Genomic DNA, 22,505 nt, shown 5'->3' with positions numbered 1-22,505 from the left:
GCGCAAAGGTGGTGCATCGAAAAAGGCACGCCGACCCGGCATCAGATAAACAGGGGATAGCTTTGGCAATCGCGAAATCGGCACAGATACGGGTTGGCCGCTGGTTGGAACGCGCAAGTCGTTGGATGGCGTATTCCGGCGGGGCGGTTCTGGTCGCAATTGCACTGACAACGGTGATTTCGATCATCGGGCGGACGCTTTCGGGTTTCGGTCTCAGCCCCGTCAAAGGCGACTATGAAATCGTTGAGATGGGATGCGCGATTGCGGTCTTTGCTTTCATGCCATGGTGCCAGTTCAAGCGCGGTCATGTCACGGTCGATATCTTTATTTCCAAACTGTCCGACAGGATGCAGGCGGTCCTTGGACTGATCGGGGATCTGTTCCTGACGGGGGCAGCGTTCATCATCCTGTGGCGGCTGTGGTTGGGGTTCGGCGAGAAGTTTCCGTTCGGTTCGGACGGTCTGCGCAATGTCCTTGGCATGGGGGCGAAACCCTTCTTTGCCGAAAGCACCTATGAACTTGAAATACCCCTATGGATCCCTTTCGGTCTGAGCTTGGTTGGCGCGGCATTCTTTATGATTGTCGCGGCCTATTCGGTCTGGCGGTCTTTCAACTGGGTGCTTGATGGCAAGGAGGAACGGGTATGACCGGGATCGAACTGGCGATTGTCGCCTTTGCCCTGATGCTGCTTGCGATCTTTCTGCGCCTGCCCATCGGGTTGGCCATGGGGCTGACCGGGTTTTTCGGCATCTGGTACCTGATGGGGCATCCATCAGTGACGCTGAGCCAGCTCAAGACGCTGTCGTATGACACGTTCTCCAGCTATTCGCTGTCCATCGTGCCGCTGTTTCTGCTGATGGGGCAGTTTGCGACGAAATCCGGCATGTCCGGCGCATTGTTCGAGGCTGCAAGCGATTGGCTTGGCCACCGCAAGGGTGGAGTGGCCATGGCCGCCGTCGGGGCCTGTGCGGGTTTCGGCGCGGTGTGTGGCTCGTCGCTGGCGACGGCCTCTACCATGGGGCAAGTGGCCTTGCCGGAAATGCGAAAGCGTGGCTATTCCGACGCCCTGTCCACCGGCGTTCTGGCCGCAGGCGGGACACTTGGTATCCTGATCCCGCCCTCGGTCATTCTGGTCATCTATGCGATCCTGACAGAGCAGAACATCGTAAAAATGTTCATCGCCGCCTTGGTGCCGGGCATCCTCGCCGCGCTTGGATACATGCTGACCGTGGCCGTCATGGTGCGGATCAATCCAGACAGCGCCACCACCGCGGATCGGGTGCCCTATGCGCACCGGTTCCGGACTTTGTTGTCGATCTGGCCGGTGGTGGTGATCTTTGGTCTGGTGATGGGCGGTATCGCTGCGGACTGGAACTGGACCAAGACTGGTGTGCAAGCCTTGTTCACCCCAACCGAAGGCGCCGCCGTAGGCGCGGTTGCCACCGGGCTTTACGGTGTGATGACCGGCGGGCTGACCTGGAAGGGGTTTCTGGACAGCATCCTGTCCACTGCGCAATCCACTGCGATGATCTTTTTCATCGTGCTGGGCGCGCAGATCTTCAACTCGTTTCTTGCCTTCACGCAGGCCCCGCAAATGCTGGCCGAATGGGTCACAGGACAGGGATTTTCGCCACTGGTGGTTTTGACACTGATGCTGATCGCCTATCTGGTCTTCGGTTGTGTCATGGACAGCCTGTCGATGATCCTTCTGACCATCCCGATCTTCTATCCGATCATCGAGGTGCTGGATTTCGGTCTGACCCCTGAAGAGGCGGGCATTTGGTTCGGCATCCTTGCCCTGATCGTAGTCGAGGTCGGATTGATTACGCCGCCGGTGGGCATGAACCTGTTCATCATCAACTCGATGGCCCGCGATATACCGATGTCGGCAACCTATCGCGGGGTCGCGCCCTTCGTGCTGTCCGACCTGATCCGCGTTGTGGTTCTGGTCGCCTTTCCGGGCATCACGCTGTGGCTGGTCGGGGTGATGTTCTAGCAGCAATAAAAACGCCGGGGGCAGGCCAAAACCTCGTTGACGTTGCCTCGGCGCTTGGGTAATCCCATCGCAGTGCCCAAGTGGCGGAATGGTAGACGCAGGGGATTCAAAATCCCCCGCCTTCACGGGCGTGAGAGTTCGAGTCTCTCCTTGGGCACCACTCCGAAGTCAGGTAGAACGGTCGTCACGTGGCGCATCCTTGCGCGATGTGTCGTAAGGGATGAAGGTATGGATAAACACGCACAGAAGATTGCCGCTGATCTGTTGCACCTTCGGGGGCAGGTTTTATCAAAAGGCGATCCAGTTGCGCTGCCGCTCGTATCCAGTTCGATGTTTCATCTGCCGGGTGATCCCGAGGGTGCGGCGGCCTATGGGCGCGTGGACAACCCAACCTGGGACGCGCTGGAGCATAGCCTGTCCGTGCTGGAAGACGCGCCCTGCGTTGCGTTCCCGTCGGGCATGGCGGCAATCTCGGCGGCGCTGTTTGCCACTCTGAAGGCCGGGCAAACCCTGTTGATTCCATCGGACGGCTATTACGTCACGCGTCTGTTGTCTGACCGATTTCTGTCACAGTTCGGTGTGCGCGTGGTTCAGCGGCCCATCCTTGGCTTTGCGGATGGTGGCTTTGATGGCATCGACGTGGCGTTCATCGAAAGCCCCTCCAACCCCGGGCTGGACCTGTGCGACATCCATGCGATCGCAACGGCGGTGCGCAAGGCGGGCGGAACCACCATCGTAGACAACACGACCATGACGCCATTTGGCCAGCGCCCGCTGGATCTGGGGGTGGATATGGTCGTGGCGTCCGATACCAAGGCGCCGGGTGGACATTCCGACCTTTTGATGGGCCATGTTGCCACGCGCAAGACGGCGCTGCGCGACGCGGTTCTGGACTGGCGCAAAATGTCCGGCGCCATCCCGGCACCCCATGCGGCGTGGCTGTTGCATCGCGGGCTTGAAACGCTCGACGTGCGGTTCGATCGCATGTGCCAATCGGCGGCAATCATCGCCCCGGCCCTGGCTGATCATCCGGCCATTACTGCGATCCGTTATCCGGGGCTGGCGACCGATCCTGCGCATGCGTTGGCAAAGCGGCAGATGTCGCGGTTTGGATTCCTGATCGGGCTGACGCTGGACACCAAAGACCGGGCCGAGGCGTTCATCACAGGCTGCCGCTATCTTCGTCCCGCCACCTCATTTGGCGGTCTGCACAGTTCGGCTGAACGACGGGCGCGTTGGGGGGATGATGTGGCCGGCGGGTTTGTGCGGCTGTCCGTTGGTTGTGAACCCGTCGATCAGCTTCTGGCTGACCTGATGACATCATTGGACCGCCTGATGTCCAAATAGGGCCGACAATATTGCAAGAATCATAGTCACTTCACTGCATAACTCCAGGGTGGTTAAGAGATGTCCACGCCGCAACCATAGGTCGTGAATCATGGCGCGAATGCGGCCATATTGCCTGAACTTTACCCGCAAGGATTGAAAACACACTGATTTTCAAAGGTTTTCTTCATAATTTGGGCGCAAATTGCTAATATGTTCGTATCGCCGGGGGTTATCCGGCTTGTTTTCAGGGGTATTTGAGTTGAGCTTGCGTGATATCCGAGTGCAGGAGACCATCCCGATCCATTGGACGGGCTTTTCATCGACATCGCCAGTGAATGACCCAATGCGGGGGCGCCACTCCCGCAGGGGCATCGCGTCGTCTGGACTGTCGGCCAATACGCGGGTGGAAACGTTGCGCGGCCCTGTGATTGCGCGTGAATTGCAGATCGGGGATCAGGTGAAGACCTATGGTGGTGGTTTCTCGACCCTGCGTTGGGTTGGCACATCACGCGTGGCCGATGAGGCGAGTGTACCGATGCGCCGCACGTCATTTGATGGTCATGAAAGCTCAACGCTTGTGACATCGGACCAGTTGGTTCTTGTATCGCATTATCAGACCGAAATTTTGTTTGGGGCCAATGAAGTGTTGTGCCCGGCCATCCATCTTGCCGACATTGGCATGTTCTCACCAGATCCGACCGTGAACCCCATATTCGTGCATCTGCTGTTTGACACCTATGAGCTTGTGAAATGCGGTGATGACTGGTTGGAAAGCCTGCGGCCGAATATGGATCAAATCGTCGCCGAAGACGCCAAGACAGCGCAGGAAATCCTGTCGCATCTTCCCAAACTGGTCAGCCAACAGGGCCGCGCGGCCTATGTGCGCACAAGACCCGTCCTGGATGATCGCGAGGTTGCCTTGCTGTTTGGCTAGAACACGCGAACCGGCGCAATCAGGGCTGCGCGGTCCGCGTCAACCACAATTGCCAATCTTCGCCCGTATCAATGTCGAAGGCAGCGTGATCGTCCGGAAGGGGAACAATCCGGGTTGGCACGTCCTTTAGGGTGTTTTGTGCGCCTTGATCCCCTTGAAGAACATCAAGTTTGCTCAGAAACCGTGCGGGAACAAGCACCGGATGGCCGGGGGTAAGGTTCTGCGTTCCACCTCGCAAGATGCAATCTGGACCGAAGGCCGCACAGACCTGGTTTATGTCCCGAGTTGTCAGGGCTGGCATATCGGCCAGCATGATCAACACTCCATCCAGATCAAGGGGCAACATCCCTATCGCATCCGACAGGCTGTGGCTCATGCCAAGGCTGGCATTCGGGCAGAAAAGGGGCGTGGCTTTTGTCGCGCGAACAATTTTCAGCCGGTCGGTGTCTTGGTCGGGCAGGGCGACAAATACAGGACGTCCGGTGGCAAGTGCGGTGTCGATCCGGTCGGCCAGCAAGGGCGCACCGTCACGACCCCGCAGCAACAGCTTGTCCCGCCCCATCCGCCGCGACTGGCCTGCGGCCATGATCAAGACTGCAAGGGAAGTGGCTTGGGACATGCCGGTGCTACCTCTCGGGGATCAGCCCCCTTGGGCTAAACCGCAACACCAAAAGCAAGATGATCCCCATAGAAAACAGGCGCATGTGGGCCGCGGAATCCAGAAGATGCGTTTTCAAGGGCGATCCGTCCGTCATGCCGGAGGTGACAATCGACATGAGCCAATTGCCGATCGGCTCAACCTGAATCCAGAAAAACCAGATGACGAAAGCCCCCAGCACAGACCCAAGGTTGTTGCCCGATCCTCCCACGATCACCATCACCCAGATCAGGAAAGTATAGCGGAGCGGTTGATACGTGCCCGGCGTCAACTGCCCGTCCAGCGTGGTCATCATGGCACCCGCCAGTCCGCACAAGGCTGACCCGAGCACGAAAATTTGCAAATGGCGGTGGGTCACGTCCTTGCCCATCGCCCTTGCTGCGACCTCGTTGTCGCGAATGGCGCGCATCATGCGACCCCAAGGCGATTTCAGGGACAATTGCGCCAAGATCACCAGCACCACCAACACAATTGTGAACAGCAGCGAATAGGACAGCTTCACCGCCAGCGTCGAGGCCGTGGTGACGTTCATACCGATCGCATCGGCCTTTTGGATGAAACTGGTGCTTTGTTGCAAGTCCACCTCATACGGCACGGGGCGGGGCAGTCCGATCACGTTTTTCACACCACGGCCAAGCCAATCTTCGTTCTTGACGACGGCAAGGATGATCTCGGCGATACCCAGCGTTGCAATGGCAAGGTAATCCGACCGCAAGCCAAGTGCGGTCTTGCCGACCAGCCATGCGGCCCCCGCCGCCAGCAATCCGCCCACCGGCCAAGCCAGCAGGGTCATATATCCATGGCCACGGTAATTGTCTTGACCGCCGGGATTCAACCCGCCCAGATATCCGGTTTGCGCCGGATTGATCGCCTCGACCCCTGCGACGCCCGCATCGAATATCCAGCGGAAGACGACGAAACCGACCACAAGCGTGGCAAACATGACCAGCGCGCGCAAACGCCCTTGCGCCAGGGTCTTGTATTGCCAGACCATCAGCATGATCGTGCCCGCGCCCATGATAAGGCCCGCGACGATCCTGAATCCGCCCGCGCCCCAAGCCCCGGGGGTGGGGGGCATCGCGATCAGGACTGTGGCCAATCCTCCCAAAGCGACAAAGCCCATGATCCCGACATTGAACAGGCCCGCATAACCCCATTGCAAATTCACACCCAACGCCATCACGGCAGAAATCAGCGCCATGTTCAGGATGGTCAGGGAGGAGTTCCAACTGCCCGCAAAGATCCACCAGTCCGTGGAACCTTGCAGAACGAACAGAAGCGCCACCAGCGCAAACAGAAGCGGTGTGCGAAGGGATTGGCTCATACCGATTGCCCCTTGAATAGACCCGTGGGTTTGAACAGCAACACGATGATCAGAATGACAAAGCTGACCGCGAATTTATAGTCGGTGGACATCAACTGCACGAGGCTGGACGGCTCAAGACTTTCGGGCAGCACATAGGTCGCGACCTTCTTCCACGCATAGGTCACTGCGACCTCGGAAAAGGCGATGACGAAGCCGCCCGCGATGGCCCCCAGCGGGTTGCCCAGCCCACCGACAATGGCCGAGGCGAAGATCGGCAGCAGAAGCTGGAAATAGGTGAACGGCTTGAAGGTCTTGTCCAGACCGTAAAGCACGCCTGCGATGGTGATCAGACCGGCCACGATGATCCATGTGATCATCACGACGCGTTCGGGATTGATACCGGACAGCAGCGCCAGATCCTCGTTGTCGGAAAAGGCGCGCATGGATTTCCCGGTGCGCGTCTTGTTCAGGAACCAGAACAGCGCGGCGACGACGATGACAGCGGTCACGATGGTCAGGCCCTGGCTGGTCTTGAACGCCAATCCTTCCTCCAGCCCGGTCATGGTCTTGAAGTCGCGCGCGCTGATGATGAAACGTGCGCCGTCACCGAATTGCTGGTCATCGGGACCGATGATGAAGCGCACAACACCGTTCATGATGAACATCACGCCCATCGAGGCCATGACAAACACGATGGGTTTGGCTTTGACCCGGCGATAGAACCGATAGACCACGCGGTCGGTGGCCAGCAGCATCAAGGCGGTTCCGACGATACCGAAGGGCAGAGCCAGAAGCGCGGTGGGCAGCGGGTCGATGGACAGGCCCATCGACTGGAACCACCAGGTGACAAGGATCGTCACCATCGCCCCGAAGGCCATGCTGTCGCCATGCGCAAAGTTCGAGAACCGCAGGATGCCGTAAATCAGCGTGACGCCCAGCGCACCCAGCGCCAGCTGGCTGCCATAGGCCATCGCGGGGATCACGACGAAGTTGAGAAGCGCCACAATGGCGTTCAGAAGATCCATCAGAACTCTCCCTCGCATGTGCCCAGATAGGTGATCGACGTGGGCCCGTCATTGGAGTGGGCAGTAAAGCGCGCAGTGCCGGCATTGCGCGATAACAGGTATTCCGCGCCTTCGCCGGTGGCGAAGACGGTGGTCAGGGGCGCGTCATTCTTTACGCCCACGACGGTCAGATCGCCAAAATCCGTGACCAGTTTCGCGTCGTCCAACGCGGCGGTCAGCGAAAAGCTGGTGTCCTGACAGGCCTCGGCTTCATAGCATTCTGTGGTGAAGGTGCAGGTCTGAGCAAGGGCGGGCAGGGCGACAAAGCTGGTCGCGGCGGCCATGCAAATATGTTTCAGCATCCTCATCCCCCCAAGAACGACCGGCGCACTTCGGGGTCCGCCAACAGTTCTTTTCCGGTGCCTGTATGCGCGTTCGCGCCCTGCACCAGAACATAGCCTTTATCCGCAATTTCAAGCGCTTGCCGCGCGTTCTGTTCCACCATCAAGATCGAGATGCCAGTGCGCGCCACTTCGATGATCCGGTCAAACAGCTCGTCCATCACGATGGGACTGACGCCGGCGGTGGGCTCGTCCAGCATCAGAACTTTCGGTTTGGTCATCAGAGCGCGCCCCACGGCAACCTGCTGTCGCTGGCCCCCCGACAACTCGCCCGCGGCCTGGTTGCGTTTCTCATAAAGGATCGGGAACAACTCATAGACCTGCGCCATGGTCTGGGAAATGTCATCCTCGCGAATGAACGCCCCCATTTCGAGGTTTTCCTTAACGGTCATTGACGTGAAAATATTCTGGGTTTGCGGCACGAAGCCCATGCCCTTATGGACACGCGCCTGCGGGGACAGGTCGGTGATATCCTCGCCATCCAGCCGGACCGAGCCTTGCCGCAAGTTCAGCATCCCGAACACGGCTTTCATGCCGGTGGATTTGCCCGCGCCATTGGGGCCGACGATCACCGCAATCTGGCCTTTGTCCACGGCGATGGTGCAGTCATGCAGAATGTCGGGGCCGGATTTCCCATAACCGCCGGTCATGCTGTCACCAATCAGAAAGGCATCGCCCGTGTGCATCTGGTGCCCGGTGCCGGTGGCCGGGATCATCGAGCCCTGACCCTTTGGGTTTACGATCGACGCATCCTTGTTGCCGCGATCGTCCTGATAGGGGTTCCCGCTCATGCGCCTACCTTATCCCTGTTTTTCAAACCGGTGCCCAGATAGGCCTCGATCACGTGTTCGTTGGCCTTGATCTCGTCCAGCGTGCCTTCGGCCAGAACCTTGCCTTCGGCCATGCAGATCACCGGGTCGCAGAGGCGGTCGATGAAATCCATGTCATGTTCGATCACCACGAAAGTATAGCCGCGTTCCTCGTTCAGACGTTTGATGGCGTCGGCAATCGTGTAGAGCAGCGTGCGGTTCACACCCGCGCCGACCTCGTCCAGAAAGACGATCCTGGCGTCGACCATCATGGTGCGGCCCAGTTCCAGCAGCTTTTTCTGCCCGCCCGAGATTTCGCCCGCGCGCAGGTCGGCGATGTGGGAAATGGTCAGAAACTCAAGCACTTCATCGGCCTTGGCACGCAGGGCGCGTTCTTCATCGGCAATGCGTTTGCGGCCAAACCACGTGTTCCAGAGTTGTTCGCCCGTCTGCCCGCCGGGCACCATCATCAGGTTCTCGCGGCAGGTCATCGAGCCGAACTCATGCGCGATCTGGAACGTGCGCAGAAGGCCCTTGTGAAACAATTCGTGCGGCGGCAATCCGGTGATGTCTTCGCCCGCCATGGTGATCCGGCCCGATGTCGGTTGCAGCACCCCGGCAATCACGTTGAACAAGGTGGTCTTGCCCGCGCCGTTGGGTCCGATCAACCCGGTGATCGAGCGTTCCTCGATCCGCATTGTCGCGCCGTCCACTGCGTGAAAGCCGCCAAAATGCTTGTGAACGTCTTCGATGACGATCATGTCTGTCCCCTCTCGCAACCGGAAGTAGGCCGCCCGCCTTACCAAAACAGCCCGGAAAACATCCGGGCTGTTTCGTTAGGTTTATAAGGTTGTTTAGTGGAACTTAACAGCCTCGATGGCGCCATCTTTGATTTCGATCTCACGATAGCTGCCACCGCTTTCACCGGGGCCGATCAGTTCAACGTCCGAGCCGCCGACATAGTCGATGTCGCCGCCTGCTGCCAGGATCTCAAGACCTTTCGCCAGCTCACCAGGGCCGATGGGTTCGCCGGGGGCGTTGGCCACTTCGGTCACGGCTGCGCTGACGGCAGCGCCGTCGGTAGACCCTGCGGCCTGCATCGCCAGAAGCAGAACAGCGGCGCTGTCATAGCCTTCCTTGGCATAAGGCGACGTGCCGTCGATCCCGCCAGCGGCCAGCATTTCTTCCAGCTTGCCAGCGCCGTCATTTGACGAACTCGGGTGTTGGCCGAAGCTGCCGTCGATGTCGCTGCCGAACTTCTGGGTCAGGATGTCAGACACCATGCCGTCGGGAAGAACGAATGTGTCAAACGCACCGGTGTCAAGCGAGCCCTGGATGATGCCCGAACCGCCCTGGTCCGAGTATCCCGCCACCACAAGCGCCTGACCGCCAGCAGATGCCAGCGCGCCAACCTCGGCCGAATAGTCAGCTTTGCCTTCTTCGTGGGCGGCGTTGATGGTCACAGTGCCACCGGCTGCTTCAAACGCGGCCGCGAAGCTGTCGGCCAGACCCTTCCCATAGTCGTTGTTGGTATAGGTAAGCGCCACTTCGTTGATGCCACGGCTGGTGATGATATCGGCCATGATCTCGCCCTGACGCGCATCGGACGGGGCCATGCGGAAGAACAGTCCGTTGTCTTCGATGGTCGACAAACCTGGCGACGTGGCTGACGGCGAGATCTGCACGATCCCGTTGGGCAAAGCCACGCTGGTCAGAACCGCACCGGTCGCGCCCGAGCACATTGCGCCGACGATACCGGCGACGCCTTCACCCGTGACCAGACGTTCGGCGGCTGCGGTGGCTGCGGCGGCATCGACGCAGGTTGAATCGCCGCGCACAGCCGTCACAGTGGACCCGTTCATGAACAAGCCCGAATCGTTGACTTCTGCGATGGCCATTTCCGCGCCGCCCGCGATGTGGGGCGCCAGCGATTCAAGCGGGCCGGTGAAGCCAAGAAGGACACCCACCTTCACTTCTTCTGCAAAGGCTGCGCCGCTCATCAATGCGCTGGCGGCGGTTGCCATAAGAATCTTTTTCATACTTTCTCTCCCAGTTGGAAAATATCCGAAGGCGAGCCTAGGCAAGCGTTTCGGAAAAGAAAAGAGCCAAGCGGTGTCGGACGGAAAAAAGCGGCACGTCACGCTTGGCGTTGGGGTCGGGACAGGTCGTAGTAGGTGCTGTCACACCATTCCCCGTTCACCTGCAAGGTGTTTTCGGCATGGCCCGTCACCTGAAACCCAAGCCGACTCAGCAGCCGGGCCGAGGTGATGTTGCGCGGGTCGATTTCGGCGGTGATCCTGTCAATCTGCGGATGCCGGTCCCAGGCGGCGTTCAGGACAGCCCCAAGGGCTTCGTGGGCCAACCCCTGGCCCCAATGATCGGGATGCAGGATGTATCCCAGTTCGGCAATGCGCCAAAGACCGGCCTTGCCAATCACCCGGCCTTGATGCTCGACGACAAATTCAACGCCGGTGGCCGTGTGCGACCGAATCATGTCGTGCAGCACCTGTTGCGTCTGCGCGCGCTGGGTATGGGCGGGATGGCTCCAGTATCGCATGGCCTCAACGTTGCCAAACACCCTGTGCAGGGCATCCAGATCGTCCTGTCGCGGCGCGCGCAGGCACAACCGGTCGGTTCGGATCACGTCGCGACGCGAGTGGCGTGGCTGCCACGTTCACGATAAGGCGTTGTGTCATAATGCGACCGATAGCACTTCGAGAAATGCGACGGGCTTGAAAAGCCACAGGCCAGCGCCACATTGATCACGCTCATATCCGTTTGCATCAACAGATTGCGGGCCTTCTGAAGCCGCAACTCCATGTAATACCGCTTGGGCGAACGGTTCAGATAGCGCCGGAACAACCGTTCAAGCTGTCGTGTCGACATGCCCACGTCGGCAGCAAGGATTGACGGCGAAATAGGCTCTTCGATATTGGCTTCCATCTTCTGGATCACATCGCTGAGCTTGGGATGGCGCACACCGATCCGTGTGGGCACCGACAGGCGCTGGGTGTCGCGGTCAGTGCGGATCGAGGTATAGATTTGCTGGTCGGCGACGATATTGGCGATGTCCTCGCCATGTTCATCCGCAATCAGTTTCAGCATCAGGTCAATCGACGAAGTGCCGCCTGCTGCGGTCATGATATTGCCGTCGATCACAAATACGCGTTTTGTCAGATCGACCTCGTCGAAGGCTTCGGCGAAGCTGTCGTGGTTTTCCCAGTGAATGGTCGCGCGTTTGTCGTTCAACAGACCTGCCTTGGCGATCACATGTGCGGCGGTGCACAAGCCTGCGACTTTGACGCCACGGCGCGCTTCACGCCGCAACCAGTTCAAAAGCTTTTGTGAACAATGGGTCTGAACATCCACACCCGAGCAGATGATCACTGTATCGTCGCGCCGAAGCTCGCCCAGATCACTATCCAGATTGAACGACGGCCCGGCAGACGATGTAATGGTCTGTCCGCCTTCGCCCATGATCACCCATTCATAAAGCGTTCGTCCGGCGGCGCGGTTGGCAATGCGCAACGCGTCCACGGCGCCCGCAAAGCTGAGCAGCGTAAACCCTTCGACAAGCACGAAAACAAACCGTTGGGGGGCCGAGCGCGTCGATACGGGTTTTTCAGTCATCCGAGTCACCTTGTGCAGATCGGTATCTTTGTGTTGCCGGGGACCACATCAGGTTTGAACGGATGCGGCAAGAGCGAAACCGCCGACATTTACACAACCAGTCAGGACTGGCCTTTCAGGACCTTAACGCGACCTATCCCTATTCCATAACGGTAATTGCACGTTAGCGCTGACCGCGCTAGAAGAAGGGCCTTAAACCCGCAGCCGCGGGATCATGACGCAAGACGGAGCAGAGACATGACGGAGTGGGACAAGTCGACCTGGCGCACAAAGCCACGGGTGCAGATGCCTGACTATACCGACGCGGCCAAACTGGCCGAGGTCGAGGCACAGCTTGCGAAGTATCCTCCGCTGGTCTTTGCCGGCGAAGCAATGCGCCTGCGTGCACAGCTCGGTCGCGCCTCGCGCGGTGAGGCGTTTCTGTTGCAGGGCGGGGATTGTGCCGAAAGTTTCTCGGATTTCTCGGCAGATGCGATCCGCGACACGTTCAAAGTGATGCTGCAAATGGCGATGGTGCTGACCTATGGCGCGAAAGTGCCGGTGATCAAGGTTGGCCGGATGGCCGGTCAGTTCGCCAAGCCACGCTCAGCCCCGACCGAGACGGTGGGTGGCGTCGAGCTTCCAAGCTACCGCGGAGACATCATCAACGAGTTGGACTTTACCGAAGCCTCGCGCGTTCCTGATCCGCAGAAGATGTTGCAGGCCTATACCCAAGCGGCCGCGACGCTGAATCTGTTGCGTGCCTTTTCAACGGGTGGTCTGGCGGATGTGCATAAGGTGCACAGCTGGACCCTTGGTTTCACCGAAAACGATGAGGCCGAGAAATACCGCGAAATGGCCGAGCGTATTCAGGACACGCTGGACTTCATGCGCGCCGCTGGTGTCGACAGCGACCGGGCCCATACCTTGCAGACCGTGGACTTCTACACCTCGCATGAAGGGTTGTTACTGGAATATGAAGAGGCGCTGACGCGTTTGGATTCCACCACGGGCAAAACCGTTGCGGGGTCCGGCCATATGTTGTGGATCGGGGATCGCACCCGGCAACCCGACGGGGCGCATGTGGAATTCTGCCGCGGGGTCATGAACCCGATTGGTCTGAAATGCGGGCCGACCACGACGGCGGATGACCTGAAGCTGTTGATGGCCAAGCTGAACCCGAACAACGACGCGGGTCGGCTGACCCTGATCGCGCGCTTCGGGGCAGGGAAAGTGTCAGAACACCTGCCGCGCTTGATCCAAACCGTGAAGGAAGAAGGGGCCAACGTCGTGTGGTCCTGCGATCCGATGCATGGCAACACGATAAAATCGGCAACGGGCTACAAGACCCGGCCGTTCGAATCCGTGCTGAAGGAAGTGCAGGAATTCTTCGCCGTCCACAAATCAGAAGGCACCATCCCCGGCGGTGTGCATTTCGAGATGACGGGTGCTGACGTCACCGAATGCACTGGTGGCGTGCGCGCCGTCACGGACGAGGATTTGTCGGACCGCTATCACACAGCCTGCGACCCACGCCTGAACGCCAGCCAGTCTCTCGAACTGGCATTCCTTGTGGCGGAAGAGCTGTCGTCGATGCGCAGCGAAGACGCGGCGGCCGTCAAAGCCAGCTGATCGCCCGAACACGCGGAAACAAAAGAAAACCCCGGTCCAAACGGCCGGGGTTTGTTTTGTCTGTGATGCCCGCGCGGCGGGGTGCGGTTGTTCAGTCCTGTTTGACAAGCCGCAGATGGCCACCGGGCCGTGCCGGCGCGTTCATGCGCAAGGGCTGCGAGGCTCCATGGAAACTTGCCGCAAGTTCAGCCATGCCCGGCACCGGGATGCCGCTGGTATCCGATGGGCGCATGATATGACCTTCGCCTTTGCGATTTTGTCCAGCCTGCGTCGGCCGGATATCGACGCGCGTCACATCCGGCTTGTCCGATCCCGACGATCGGGAAGTTGGCGCGCCACGGATGTCCCAGTAACCTGGTCGGGCAATGTCGCGCTTTTGCCGCCGCGCCGCATCGCAACTTTTGTGCTCAGGCGTCTGTGCCACCGTCAATGGACGGATGTCCAAGCTGCGAATTGTGAACCGTTGCGGTCCACGGCCAAGTTTTCCATCGACCTGAAACCCGCCAAGAACGCGCGTGACATTGCCGTGGATGTCTTTCAGGGGAAGCAGGATCAATTGCGCGTCCAATTTCTTGTGAAACAGATTGGATTCGCTGCGCAATGTCAGACTGACTTCGGCGGGTGTCGTGAACACGCTTTCCAGCGCTTCTTGCATCTCGTGTCGGGCGTCGGGTGTAAACAACGCGCTTAGAGGCATGCCGCGCACTTCCATCGACAGAACATCACTGACATGCTGACCCGCCAAACGGATGCGGGCATGGCCCGGCGCGATGCGTTCCAGTATCATTGCATATGTCAGGTTTTTTCCAAGACCGCGAGGGTCCACGTCACCGCGTGCGGGCATCAGACGACCATTCCGCAGTGCGTGCCAGTAAGCTTCAATCTGTGCGATGGCAGGAAATTTGATCGTCCGCCGGGCTGACGCCAGCGTGACAACATTACCATCTTTAAGATACTCAATTTTCATCTTCGCGTCCCAGGGTTTGAAACGATTTTAATAAATTTGGTGATAACCAGCGAGCTTGTTCAAATTGTGACCGTTTGTTAACGATTGGAAGGATAATCCTTACCGATGTCTTAATATGTCACATTCCATTCGAAATTGGCATAAAAACTTAGCAAATGGTTAATTCTACATGCCACAATCCATGACGGGCTTTGCCAGCACTGCGACCGAGGATGCCCGGTACAACTGGGTTTGGGACCTGCGGTCGGTAAACGCGCGCGGGTTGGATATCAAAATTCGGGTGCCCGATTGGTTGGGTGGCCTGGAGGAGGTTCTTCGCAAAAGCCTGAAGGCGGCAGTGGCGCGGGGCAGCGTCTCGGTCAGCCTGAAAATCACCCGTCGGGACGAGGCGGGATCGCAATCGATCAACCCCGACGAACTGACGCGCGTGTTGACCCAGTTGACCGCTATTGCCGCCGAAGCCGAAGCGCGCGGTTTGCGGGTCGCGCCGGTGCAACCCACTGATATTGCTGGAATGCGTGGCGTTTTGGAACAACGCGCCATGACAGATGACGACACGGCGCCCTTGCTGGCCAGATTGACAGAAGACATTCCCGCGCTGGTGGATCAGCTTCTTGCGTCGCGGGCACAAGAAGGTGCGGCGTTGGTCCAGGTTTTGTCAGATCAGCTAGACGAGGTGGCCCGGCTTGTCGCGGCGGCCGAGGCCGTGATGGCCGCCCGTCAGGATGCCCAAGTCACCGGGTTGCAAGACGCCCTGTCACGCGTGATGGCCAATACCGACGGGGCCGACCCTGATCGCGTTGCGCAAGAACTTGCCATATTGGCCGTGAAAACCGATGTGCGCGAGGAAATCGACCGGCTGAACGCCCATATCGACGCCGCACGCGGGCATCTGGCTTCGGATCAGCCCGTGGGCCGCAAGCTCGACTTTCTGATGCAGGAATTCAACCGCGAGGCCAACACCTTGTGTTCCAAGGCACAATTCAAGGATCTGACCGCCATTGGCCTTGACCTGAAGCATGTCATCGATCAGATGCGCGAACAGGTTCAGAACGTGGAGTAACGATATGTCCGACAGGCGCGGCCTTCTTATCATCCTGTCTTCGCCCTCCGGCGCGGGCAAATCCACTTTGGCGCGGCGGCTGATGGACTGGGATCCGACGCTCAGCTTCTCGGTCTCGGCTACCACCCGCGCGCCGCGCGAGGGCGAGGTGGACGGGCAGCACTATCACTTCGTGGACGAACCCAAGTTCAAGGACATGGTCATTCAGGGCGAAATGCTTGAACACGCCCACGTCTTTGGCAATTTCTACGGCTCGCCGTCTGAACCCGTGCGCAAGGCAATCGAAACGGGACGTGACGTTCTGTTCGACGTGGACTGGCAGGGCGAGGTGCAGATCCGCAATTCGTCCCTTGCCTCGCATTCGCTATCGATCTTCATCCTGCCGCCCTCGATCAAGGAATTGCGCGCAAGGCTTGAAGGGCGCGGACAGGACGACGCAGCGACAATCGCCAAGCGGATGCAGAAAAGCTGGGACGAGATCAGCCATTGGGGCAGCTATGATTATGTGCTGATCAACGATGATCTGGAAGAAACCGCACAAAGACTGATCACCATTGTCGAGGCTACCCGGCAGCGCCGCAACCAGCAACCGGGATTGTTGAACCATGTCCGTAAGTTGCAAGCCGAATTTGAAGAGGGAAGTGAATGATCTACGAATTGGACGAGGTTTCACCTGACATCGCCAATGACGCGTTCATCGCGCCGGATGCCAACCTGATCGGCAAGGTGCGGATTGGCGCGCGCGCTTCGGTCTGGTTCGGCAGCACCTTGCGCGGCGATAACGAATTGATCGACGTAGGCGCGGGAACAAACGTGCAGGAAAACTGCGTCTTTCACACGGATATGGGCTTCCCCCTGACCATCGGTGAAAACGTCACGGTCGGCCACAAAGTGCTTCTGCACGGCTGCACCATCGGTGACGGCAGCCTGATCGGTATGAACGCCACCGTAATGAACGGCGCTGTGATCGGCAAAAACTGTCTGATCGGGGCAGGGGCGCTGGTGACCGAGGGTAAAGTGATCCCCGACGGGTCCATGGTGCTGGGTGCACCCGGCAAAGTGGTGCGGGAGCTGGATGCGGCGACGATCGAAGGGCTGGAGGCGTCCGCCGCGCATTATCAGGAGAACGCGGCGCGGTTCTTGACGGGGTTGAAGGCTTTGGGTGCGTAGGTATCCAGTATCTTCTTCGCATCCGAGTGGACACAGGTTTCTGCCGGCTGTTCGGCAAGTTATACTCTTTTGAATGGAGGAAAGCTGAGAATGGCAGATATTTTGACACCCGAAGAGCGTCGGGAACATCTTATCCCATTGGGAGAAGTCGGTTGGGGAGCGGTCTCGGGCCGTGATGCAATTCGAAAAGTTTATATCTTTCGTGATTTTGTGGAGGCTTGGGGCTGGATGTCCCGCGTGGCGATTTGGTGTGAAAAGTGGAACCATCACCCAGAATGGCTCAATGTCTATCGAACTGTCGACGTCACCTTGACGACACATGATGCCGACGGACTAACGAATCTGGATATTAAGCTGGCGAAGAAAATGGACGCACTTGCGGACGCTTCGACCGCTGCAAGCCATCAATCGGACCTTTCGGAGCCGATTGCCTGTCTGTGTAATCCGGACGCGCCCCGTTGAGAACAAGGCGTTCAGGGGCTGATCGCGCTAAGCTGAATTGGCCCTGCACTTGCATTTCTGAACGGCGGTACCGATCCGCAACGAAGATATGCAGGCAGGCTATGAACACGTTCAAAAATTGAGCCGCTGAGATCAGCGGCCCAATTGGCATTTTCGATTTGCCTTACGCAACTTTCTCGGCCGCCTCTTTCAGCCAAGCCAGCACGTTTTCTGGCGCGCTTTCGCCGTAGGGGTCTTCGCCGTGGTTGTCGCAGCGACCGGGTTCTTCGAACCATGCTTCGACCACACCGTCGTTGATGACGGCGGCATAGCGCCACGAGCGGGCACCGAAGCCAAGGTTGTCCTTGTTGACCAGCATGCCCATGCCGCGGGTGAACTCGCCCGAACCGTCGGGGATGACCTTGACGTTCTCAAGCTCCTGGTTGCGGGCCCAGGCGTTCATGACGAAGCTGTCATTGACGGACATGCAATAGATCTCGTCGATGCCTTGTGCGCGGAAATCTTCGGCACCTTTTTCAAAGCCGGGCAGTTGGTAGGTCGAGCAGGTGGGCGTGAACGCGCCGGGCAGCGAGAACAGCACAACGCGCTTGCCTTTGAAGTAATCGTCCGAAGTCATGTCCTGCCAACGGAAGGGGTTGGGGCCTTCGATGCTGTCGTCACGGACACGGGTGCGGAAGGTGATGTTGGGAACGCGAACGCCGGTTTGCATGTCAAAATCCTTTTCTTGTCGCCCGCCCGGGGAATCGCGCGGGTTGGGTCGGTGATGTTGTTAGAACGATTCCAGATGGGGCTCAACGAAGATTTTGCAAGTGCAGCATTGGGTCACAGATGACCACTGCCATGCATTCGGCGCGGCGCTTGGTATGCGCCAGGATCATGTCAGCCATGCGGCTTTCAAGGTGACTCGTCAGCAGGATAACGTTATATGTCACACAGCCGACTTTGGCGCGGAGGAATGCCATGCGTGACCTGAAAATCCCGGAAAGCCGCCACCCTGAAAAGGCGCATCGCCCGGACAATGCACAGCCGAAAAAGCCCAGTTGGATCCGTGTGAAAGCACCCGGCGGCAAAGGCTATGCCGAAACGCACCGGATCATGCGCGAAAACAAGCTGTCCACGGTGTGCGAGGAAGCCGCTTGCCCCAATGCGGGCGAATGCTGGAGCCAGGGCCACGCCACCATGATGATCATGGGCGATATCTGCACGCGCGGCTGCACCTTCTGCAACGTCGCTACGGGACGACCCGACGAACTGGACGCGTTTGAGCCGGGCCGCGTGGCCCATGCGGTGAAAAAGCTGGGTCTGAATCACGTCGTGATCACGTCGGTGGACCGGGACGATTTGAAGGACGGTGGGGCAGACCATTTCGCCCAGACCATCCGCGCCATTCGTCACCAGTCGCCCGACACGACGATCGAGATTCTGACCCCGGATTTCCTGAAATGCGACCCGACCGTTCTGGAAACCGTGGTCGAGGCGCGGCCGGACGTGTTCAACCACAACCTTGAAACCGTGCCCGGTCTTTATCCGCAGGTGCGTCCCGGTGCGCGGTATTTCCATTCGCTGCGCCTGTTGCAGCGGGTGAAAGAGCTTGATCCGTCGATGTTCACCAAATCCGGCATCATGGTGGGGCTTGGCGAAGATCGGCAGGGCGTGTTGCAGGTGATGGACGATATGCGCGCGGCGAGTATTGATTTCCTGACCATCGGGCAGTATCTGCAACCGACCCCGAAACACCACGCGGTAGAGCGGTTCGTGCATCCCGATGAGTTCAAGGATTACGAAACCGCGGCTTACGGCAAGGGGTTCCTGATGGTGTCTTCGACCCCGCTGACGCGATCATCCTACCACGCGGGTGATGACTTCGCGCGGCTGCGCACCGCGCGTGAGGAGCAGCTTGCAAGAGGTTGATTGAAAACAGAATTAAGGTTTGAAGCGGACGCGTTCAATCTGCATCCAATCCGGCATTCCGAACATCTTTTCAATTGCTACAATCAGCAAACTGATTGCGACCACAGCCAAGATCAGCTTTACCCGTTTGGCTGATGGTGGGTTGCGCGCCCATCTTGACATGCGCATGAACCAACGTGGGTTCATGGTTCAGTCTTCATCCAGAAACCGCACCTTGCCGATATGCGGCAGATTGCGGTCGCGCTGTGCGAAGTCGATGCCATAGCCCACCACGAATTCGTCCGGGATGTCAAACCCGATCCAGTCGGCGCAGATGTCGACCTCGCGGCGGGAGGGTTTGTCCAACAGCGCGATGGTCTTCAGTTTGCGCGGGGATTTGGCCTTCAACAGTCCAACGACATGTTTCAGGGTGAAGCCAGTATCGACAATATCCTCGACCACCAGCACGTCACGCCCCGAAATCTCGCCGCGTAAGTCTTTGAGAATGCGCACTTCACGGCTGCTTTCAGTCGAATCTCCGTAGGACGAAGCCTCCAGAAAATCGACTTCGACCGGCAGATCCAATTCCCGGACAACATCGGCGATGAAGACAAAGGATCCGCGCAGCAGCCCCACGACCACCAGCTTGTCGGTGCCCTTGAACTCGTCTTGGATCTCCTGCGCCAGCTCTTCAACCCGTGCCGCAATCTGCTTGGCCGAGATCATCGTGTCGATGACATATGGTCGCTGTGCCATGTCTTCCCCCTTGATTTCCGGTCGTATTCCTAGGACATGTGCGGGCAAGTGAGAAGGGAAAACGTCGTCATGCCGACACATGGTGAAAAACGCGTCCTGCCATATACGGCCGAACAGATGTATGATCTGGTGGCAGATGTGGGTCGATATCCCGAGTTTCTGCCATGGAATTCCGCCGCGCGTGTGCGTCGTATCACGCCTCAGCCGGACGGGCGCGACCTGATGGACGCCGATCTGGTGATCAGTTTCAAGGTGTTTCGCGAACGTTTTGCCAGCCGGGTCTGGTTGGACAAAGAAGGGCAACGGATCGACACAGAATATTTGGACGGCCCCTTCAAATATTTGAAATCCCATTGGATATTTCATCCGCATCCGGATGGGTGCGAGGTAGAGTTTTTCGTGGACTTCGAATTCAAGAGCGCGATTTTGCAAAAGGTGATCGGGCTTGTGTTCAACGAAGCGATGCACCGGATCGTCGCGGCGTTCGAGACGCGCGCCTCAGCGCTTTACACCCCACAAGGCCAGACCCCGCTCGCCTAGGGGCGCGGTTCTTCGTCAGCTTTGCCGCCGTTTCGGTGCGCTGTCACCACCCTTGGCTTTTGCGATCGCCTTGGCGGCAGCACGGGCCCTGTTTTTCTTGCTGGACGCTTTACCTTTCGGCGGGGGTGGCCCTTTTTTACCGTCGGTCGGGCGTTTACCCTTGGGCTTGTCGCCATCAGGTTTGGGTGCCTTGCGGGGTTTCCGATCCTCGTCCTTCGACTTGGCATAGGGTTTGACCGGACGATCTGCGTCCTTGTCGTCTTTCCACTTGTGCTTGGGGTTGGATTTGCGTTCGGACGGCGCGGCAGTCTTGACCGGCCCTTTGCGGTGCGGCTTCGGGTCCGCCTTGTCAAACTTGCGTGGCTTGCCACGCGGCGCAGGTTTGCCGGTGCGCCCAAGATCCGGGGGGGTGTCCAAACGTTCGACGGCAAATGTTTCGATCGTCATGCCTGCGCCGAGGGTGGAAAGGAACCCGTCGACCTGAGCCTCCTTCACCTCGAAATAGGATTTATCGTCCTGAATGCGAATGGCCCCGATGTCGTTGCGGGTGATATTGCCCGCCTTGCACAGCATCGGCAGCAAGTGGCGCGGATCGGCCCCCTGTTCCCGCCCTTTGGCAAGGGTGAACCAGACGCTTGGCCCAAACGGCTTGCGCTCTTCAGGTTTGGCGTTGGTCGCTGACAGCTCTTCCGGGGCGGCATGGGCCGTGTGGTAAAGCTGAAGATAGGCTGTGGCCAATTGAGCGGGGGTGAATTTCGCCACCAGCTCTTCGGCCAAGGCGGCCTCGTTCGCGGTCGGCTCCTGCGTCCAGACCTCATCTTCCAGAATGCGCTTTTGATCTTCGGCATGAACCTCTTGTGCGGAAGGGGCAGGGCCCCAGTCTGCGGTCAGCTTGGCAAAGCGCAAGAGGCGTTCGGCCTTTTTGCGCGATGCGGGCGGCACAATCAGCGTGCTGACCCCTTTGCGCCCGGCACGCCCGGTGCGGCCCGACCGGTGCAGGAGGGTTTCGTGGTTGTTGGGCAGTTCGGCGTGAATCACCAGATCCAGCTTCGGCAGGTCGATGCCGCGCGCCGCCACGTCGGTTGCCACACAGATCCGTGCCCGACCGTCGCGCATGGATTGCAGCGCGTTTGACCGTTCGTTCTGGGTCAACTCACCAGACAGAGCCACGACGGAAAAGCCACGGTTCGACAGGCGGGTGGCCAACCTGCTGACCATCGCACGGGTGTTGCAGAAGATGATGGCATTGGGAGCTTCAAAGAAGCGCAGCACGTTGATGATCGCGTTTTCACCATCACGGGGGGCCACGGCCATGGCGCGATATTCAATATCGCTGTGCTGACTTTTCTCGGCCACGGTGGTTACACGTTGCGCGTCTTTCTGATAACGCGCGGCAAGGGTCGCGATGCTTTTCGGCACGGTTGCGGAGAACAGCAGGGTTTGGCGATCTTCGGGGGTTTCGTCCAGAATGAACTCAAGATCTTCGCGGAAACCCAGATCGAGCATTTCGTCTGCCTCGTCCAGCACCACACTGCATAATGCTGACAGATCAATCGAGCCGCGCATGACGTGGTCGCGCAAACGCCCCGGCGTGGCGACGACGATATGCGCGCCACGGGCCAAGGCGCGACGTTCATCGCGCATATCCATCCCGCCCACGCAGGACGCCACAACCGCTCCGGTCTTGGCAAACAGCCAGTTCAGCTCGCGTTTGACCTGCATGGCCAGTTCGCGCGTCGGGGCGATCACCAGACCCAGCGGGCTTGCGGCCGGTCCGAACTGATCGTCCTCTCCCAACAGAACCGGTGCGATGGCCAGGCCGAAGCCTACGGTTTTTCCCGATCCGGTTTGTGCCGACACCAGCAGGTCCGCGCCTTCCAGCGCGGGGTCGGACACGGCGGTCTGGACCGGTGTCAGTGTGTCATATCCGCGCTCGGCAAGCGCGTCAGAGATAAGCTGTTTCACGGGCGATCAATTCT

23 protein-coding genes, 1 tRNA gene and 1 pseudogene are annotated in these 22,505 nt (G+C 59.0%); 12 read left to right on the top strand and 13 right to left on the bottom strand.

Features of this window, described 5'->3' with window-relative positions; all coding sequences use genetic code 11:
• Window positions 1-62 precede the first annotated feature (62 nt).
• The 5 genes from AC13C8_RS03670 (at window position 63) to AC13C8_RS03650 (ending at window position 4,259) form a co-directional block, all read left to right on the top strand.
• Window positions 63-647 (top strand): TRAP transporter small permease, encoded by a 585-nt coding sequence (locus AC13C8_RS03670; RefSeq protein ID WP_482846402.1) that lies wholly within the window; start codon window positions 63-65, stop codon window positions 645-647.
• The gene (locus AC13C8_RS03665; RefSeq protein WP_091429978.1) at window positions 644-1,996 is read left to right on the top strand and encodes a TRAP transporter large permease; all 1,353 of its coding nucleotides are present in this window, start codon (window positions 644-646) and stop codon (window positions 1,994-1,996) included. The genes AC13C8_RS03670 and AC13C8_RS03665 overlap by 4 nt, the downstream gene beginning before the upstream one ends.
• Before the next feature lie 74 nt (window positions 1,997-2,070).
• Window positions 2,071-2,156 (top strand) — tRNA-Leu (locus tag AC13C8_RS03660).
• A gap of 68 nt (window positions 2,157-2,224) precedes the next feature.
• On the top strand, window positions 2,225-3,343 hold the full coding sequence (locus AC13C8_RS03655; RefSeq protein WP_482846401.1) for a cystathionine gamma-lyase: 1,119 nt from the start codon (window positions 2,225-2,227) through the stop codon (window positions 3,341-3,343).
• A gap of 241 nt (window positions 3,344-3,584) precedes the next feature.
• On the top strand, window positions 3,585-4,259 hold the full coding sequence (locus AC13C8_RS03650) for a Hint domain-containing protein (protein ID WP_482846400.1): 675 nt from the start codon (window positions 3,585-3,587) through the stop codon (window positions 4,257-4,259).
• A 19-nt stretch (window positions 4,260-4,278) separates the two neighbouring features.
• On the opposite strand, the gene AC13C8_RS03645 is transcribed toward AC13C8_RS03650, so the two are convergent.
• The 9 genes from AC13C8_RS03645 to AC13C8_RS03605 all read right to left on the bottom strand — a co-directional run bounded on the left by AC13C8_RS03645 (window position 4,279) and on the right by AC13C8_RS03605 (window position 12,067).
• The gene (locus AC13C8_RS03645) at window positions 4,279-4,878 is read right to left on the bottom strand and encodes a nucleotidyltransferase family protein (RefSeq protein WP_482846399.1); all 600 of its coding nucleotides are present in this window, start codon (window positions 4,876-4,878) and stop codon (window positions 4,279-4,281) included.
• Between the two features lie 7 nt (window positions 4,879-4,885).
• On the bottom strand, window positions 4,886-6,241 hold the full coding sequence (locus AC13C8_RS03640) for a branched-chain amino acid ABC transporter permease (RefSeq protein WP_091429986.1): 1,356 nt from the start codon (window positions 6,239-6,241) through the stop codon (window positions 4,886-4,888).
• Entirely contained in the window at window positions 6,238-7,248 is a 1,011-nt protein-coding gene (locus AC13C8_RS03635) for a branched-chain amino acid ABC transporter permease (protein WP_091429988.1), read from the bottom strand. Before AC13C8_RS03635 ends, AC13C8_RS03640 begins: the two co-directional genes overlap by 4 nt.
• Window positions 7,248-7,589, bottom strand: a complete 342-nt coding sequence (locus AC13C8_RS03630; RefSeq protein WP_482846398.1) for a hypothetical protein — start codon at window positions 7,587-7,589, stop codon at window positions 7,248-7,250. The genes AC13C8_RS03635 and AC13C8_RS03630 overlap by 1 nt, the downstream gene beginning before the upstream one ends.
• A gap of 2 nt (window positions 7,590-7,591) precedes the next feature.
• A complete protein-coding gene (locus tag AC13C8_RS03625; RefSeq protein WP_091429991.1) occupies window positions 7,592-8,419 on the bottom strand; it encodes an ABC transporter ATP-binding protein in 828 nt (275 codons plus the stop codon).
• Window positions 8,416-9,198, bottom strand: coding sequence for an ABC transporter ATP-binding protein (locus AC13C8_RS03620; RefSeq protein WP_482846397.1), 783 nt, complete (start codon window positions 9,196-9,198; stop codon window positions 8,416-8,418). The genes AC13C8_RS03625 and AC13C8_RS03620 overlap by 4 nt, the downstream gene beginning before the upstream one ends.
• A gap of 93 nt (window positions 9,199-9,291) precedes the next feature.
• Complete coding sequence (locus AC13C8_RS03615; protein ID WP_091429994.1) at window positions 9,292-10,476, bottom strand: ABC transporter substrate-binding protein; 1,185 nt, start codon at window positions 10,474-10,476, stop codon at window positions 9,292-9,294.
• A 98-nt stretch (window positions 10,477-10,574) separates the two neighbouring features.
• Window positions 10,575-11,081: a GNAT family N-acetyltransferase gene (locus AC13C8_RS03610; RefSeq protein WP_091429995.1), complete on the bottom strand. Its 507-nt coding sequence runs from the start codon at window positions 11,079-11,081 to the stop codon at window positions 10,575-10,577.
• Window positions 11,078-12,067: a GlxA family transcriptional regulator gene (locus AC13C8_RS03605; protein WP_091429997.1), complete on the bottom strand. Its 990-nt coding sequence runs from the start codon at window positions 12,065-12,067 to the stop codon at window positions 11,078-11,080. The genes AC13C8_RS03610 and AC13C8_RS03605 overlap by 4 nt, the downstream gene beginning before the upstream one ends.
• Window positions 12,068-12,304: 237 nt before the next feature.
• Here AC13C8_RS03605 and AC13C8_RS03600 point away from each other — a divergent pair, with 237 nt between their 5' ends.
• Complete coding sequence (locus tag AC13C8_RS03600; RefSeq protein WP_091429998.1) at window positions 12,305-13,678, top strand: class II 3-deoxy-7-phosphoheptulonate synthase; 1,374 nt, start codon at window positions 12,305-12,307, stop codon at window positions 13,676-13,678.
• Between the two features lie 91 nt (window positions 13,679-13,769).
• Here the strand turns inward: AC13C8_RS03600 and AC13C8_RS03595 are convergent, their stop codons facing one another.
• The gene (locus AC13C8_RS03595) at window positions 13,770-14,645 is read right to left on the bottom strand and encodes a PAS domain-containing protein (protein WP_091430000.1); all 876 of its coding nucleotides are present in this window, start codon (window positions 14,643-14,645) and stop codon (window positions 13,770-13,772) included.
• Between the two features lie 169 nt (window positions 14,646-14,814).
• Here AC13C8_RS03595 and AC13C8_RS03590 point away from each other — a divergent pair, with 169 nt between their 5' ends.
• The 4 genes and pseudogenes from AC13C8_RS03590 to AC13C8_RS03575 form a co-directional block, all read left to right on the top strand.
• Window positions 14,815-15,708 carry a YicC/YloC family endoribonuclease gene (locus AC13C8_RS03590; protein ID WP_482846396.1) on the top strand — a complete coding sequence of 298 codons (894 nt, stop codon included), beginning with the start codon at window positions 14,815-14,817 and terminating at the stop codon, window positions 15,706-15,708.
• A gap of 4 nt (window positions 15,709-15,712) precedes the next feature.
• A complete protein-coding gene (gmk, locus tag AC13C8_RS03585) occupies window positions 15,713-16,357 on the top strand; it encodes a guanylate kinase (protein WP_091430003.1) in 645 nt (214 codons plus the stop codon).
• Entirely contained in the window at window positions 16,354-16,878 is a 525-nt protein-coding gene (locus AC13C8_RS03580; protein WP_482846395.1) for a gamma carbonic anhydrase family protein, read from the top strand. Before gmk ends, AC13C8_RS03580 begins: the two co-directional genes overlap by 4 nt.
• A 90-nt stretch (window positions 16,879-16,968) precedes the next feature.
• Window positions 16,969-17,259, top strand: a pseudogene (locus AC13C8_RS03575) (4a-hydroxytetrahydrobiopterin dehydratase); the annotation flags it as partial.
• 244 nt (window positions 17,260-17,503) lie between these two features.
• On the opposite strand, the gene AC13C8_RS03570 reads toward AC13C8_RS03575, so the two are convergent.
• The gene (locus AC13C8_RS03570; RefSeq protein ID WP_482846394.1) at window positions 17,504-18,049 is read right to left on the bottom strand and encodes a redoxin family protein; all 546 of its coding nucleotides are present in this window, start codon (window positions 18,047-18,049) and stop codon (window positions 17,504-17,506) included.
• A gap of 251 nt (window positions 18,050-18,300) precedes the next feature.
• Between AC13C8_RS03570 and lipA the strand changes: the two genes are divergently transcribed.
• Window positions 18,301-19,251 (top strand): lipoyl synthase, encoded by a 951-nt coding sequence (lipA, locus tag AC13C8_RS03565; protein WP_482846393.1) that lies wholly within the window; start codon window positions 18,301-18,303, stop codon window positions 19,249-19,251.
• 189 nt (window positions 19,252-19,440) lie between these two features.
• Here lipA and hpt read toward each other — a convergent pair whose 3' ends face one another.
• On the bottom strand, window positions 19,441-19,986 hold the full coding sequence (gene hpt, locus AC13C8_RS03560; protein ID WP_091430012.1) for a hypoxanthine phosphoribosyltransferase: 546 nt from the start codon (window positions 19,984-19,986) through the stop codon (window positions 19,441-19,443).
• Window positions 19,987-20,055: 69 nt separating this feature from the next.
• On the opposite strand from hpt, the gene AC13C8_RS03555 reads away from it, so the two are divergent.
• A complete protein-coding gene (locus tag AC13C8_RS03555) occupies window positions 20,056-20,526 on the top strand; it encodes a type II toxin-antitoxin system RatA family toxin (RefSeq protein WP_091430013.1) in 471 nt (156 codons plus the stop codon).
• A 15-nt stretch (window positions 20,527-20,541) separates the two neighbouring features.
• On the opposite strand, the gene AC13C8_RS03550 is transcribed toward AC13C8_RS03555, so the two are convergent.
• The gene (locus AC13C8_RS03550) at window positions 20,542-22,491 is read right to left on the bottom strand and encodes a DEAD/DEAH box helicase (RefSeq protein ID WP_482846392.1); all 1,950 of its coding nucleotides are present in this window, start codon (window positions 22,489-22,491) and stop codon (window positions 20,542-20,544) included.
• Window positions 22,492-22,505: the final 14 nt, after the last annotated feature.

This window comes from Aliiroseovarius sp. B-4, assembly GCF_056857795.1.
The sequence above is the reverse complement of the archived record's forward strand: the minus strand, read 5'-3'. Positions and strand labels throughout refer to the sequence as shown.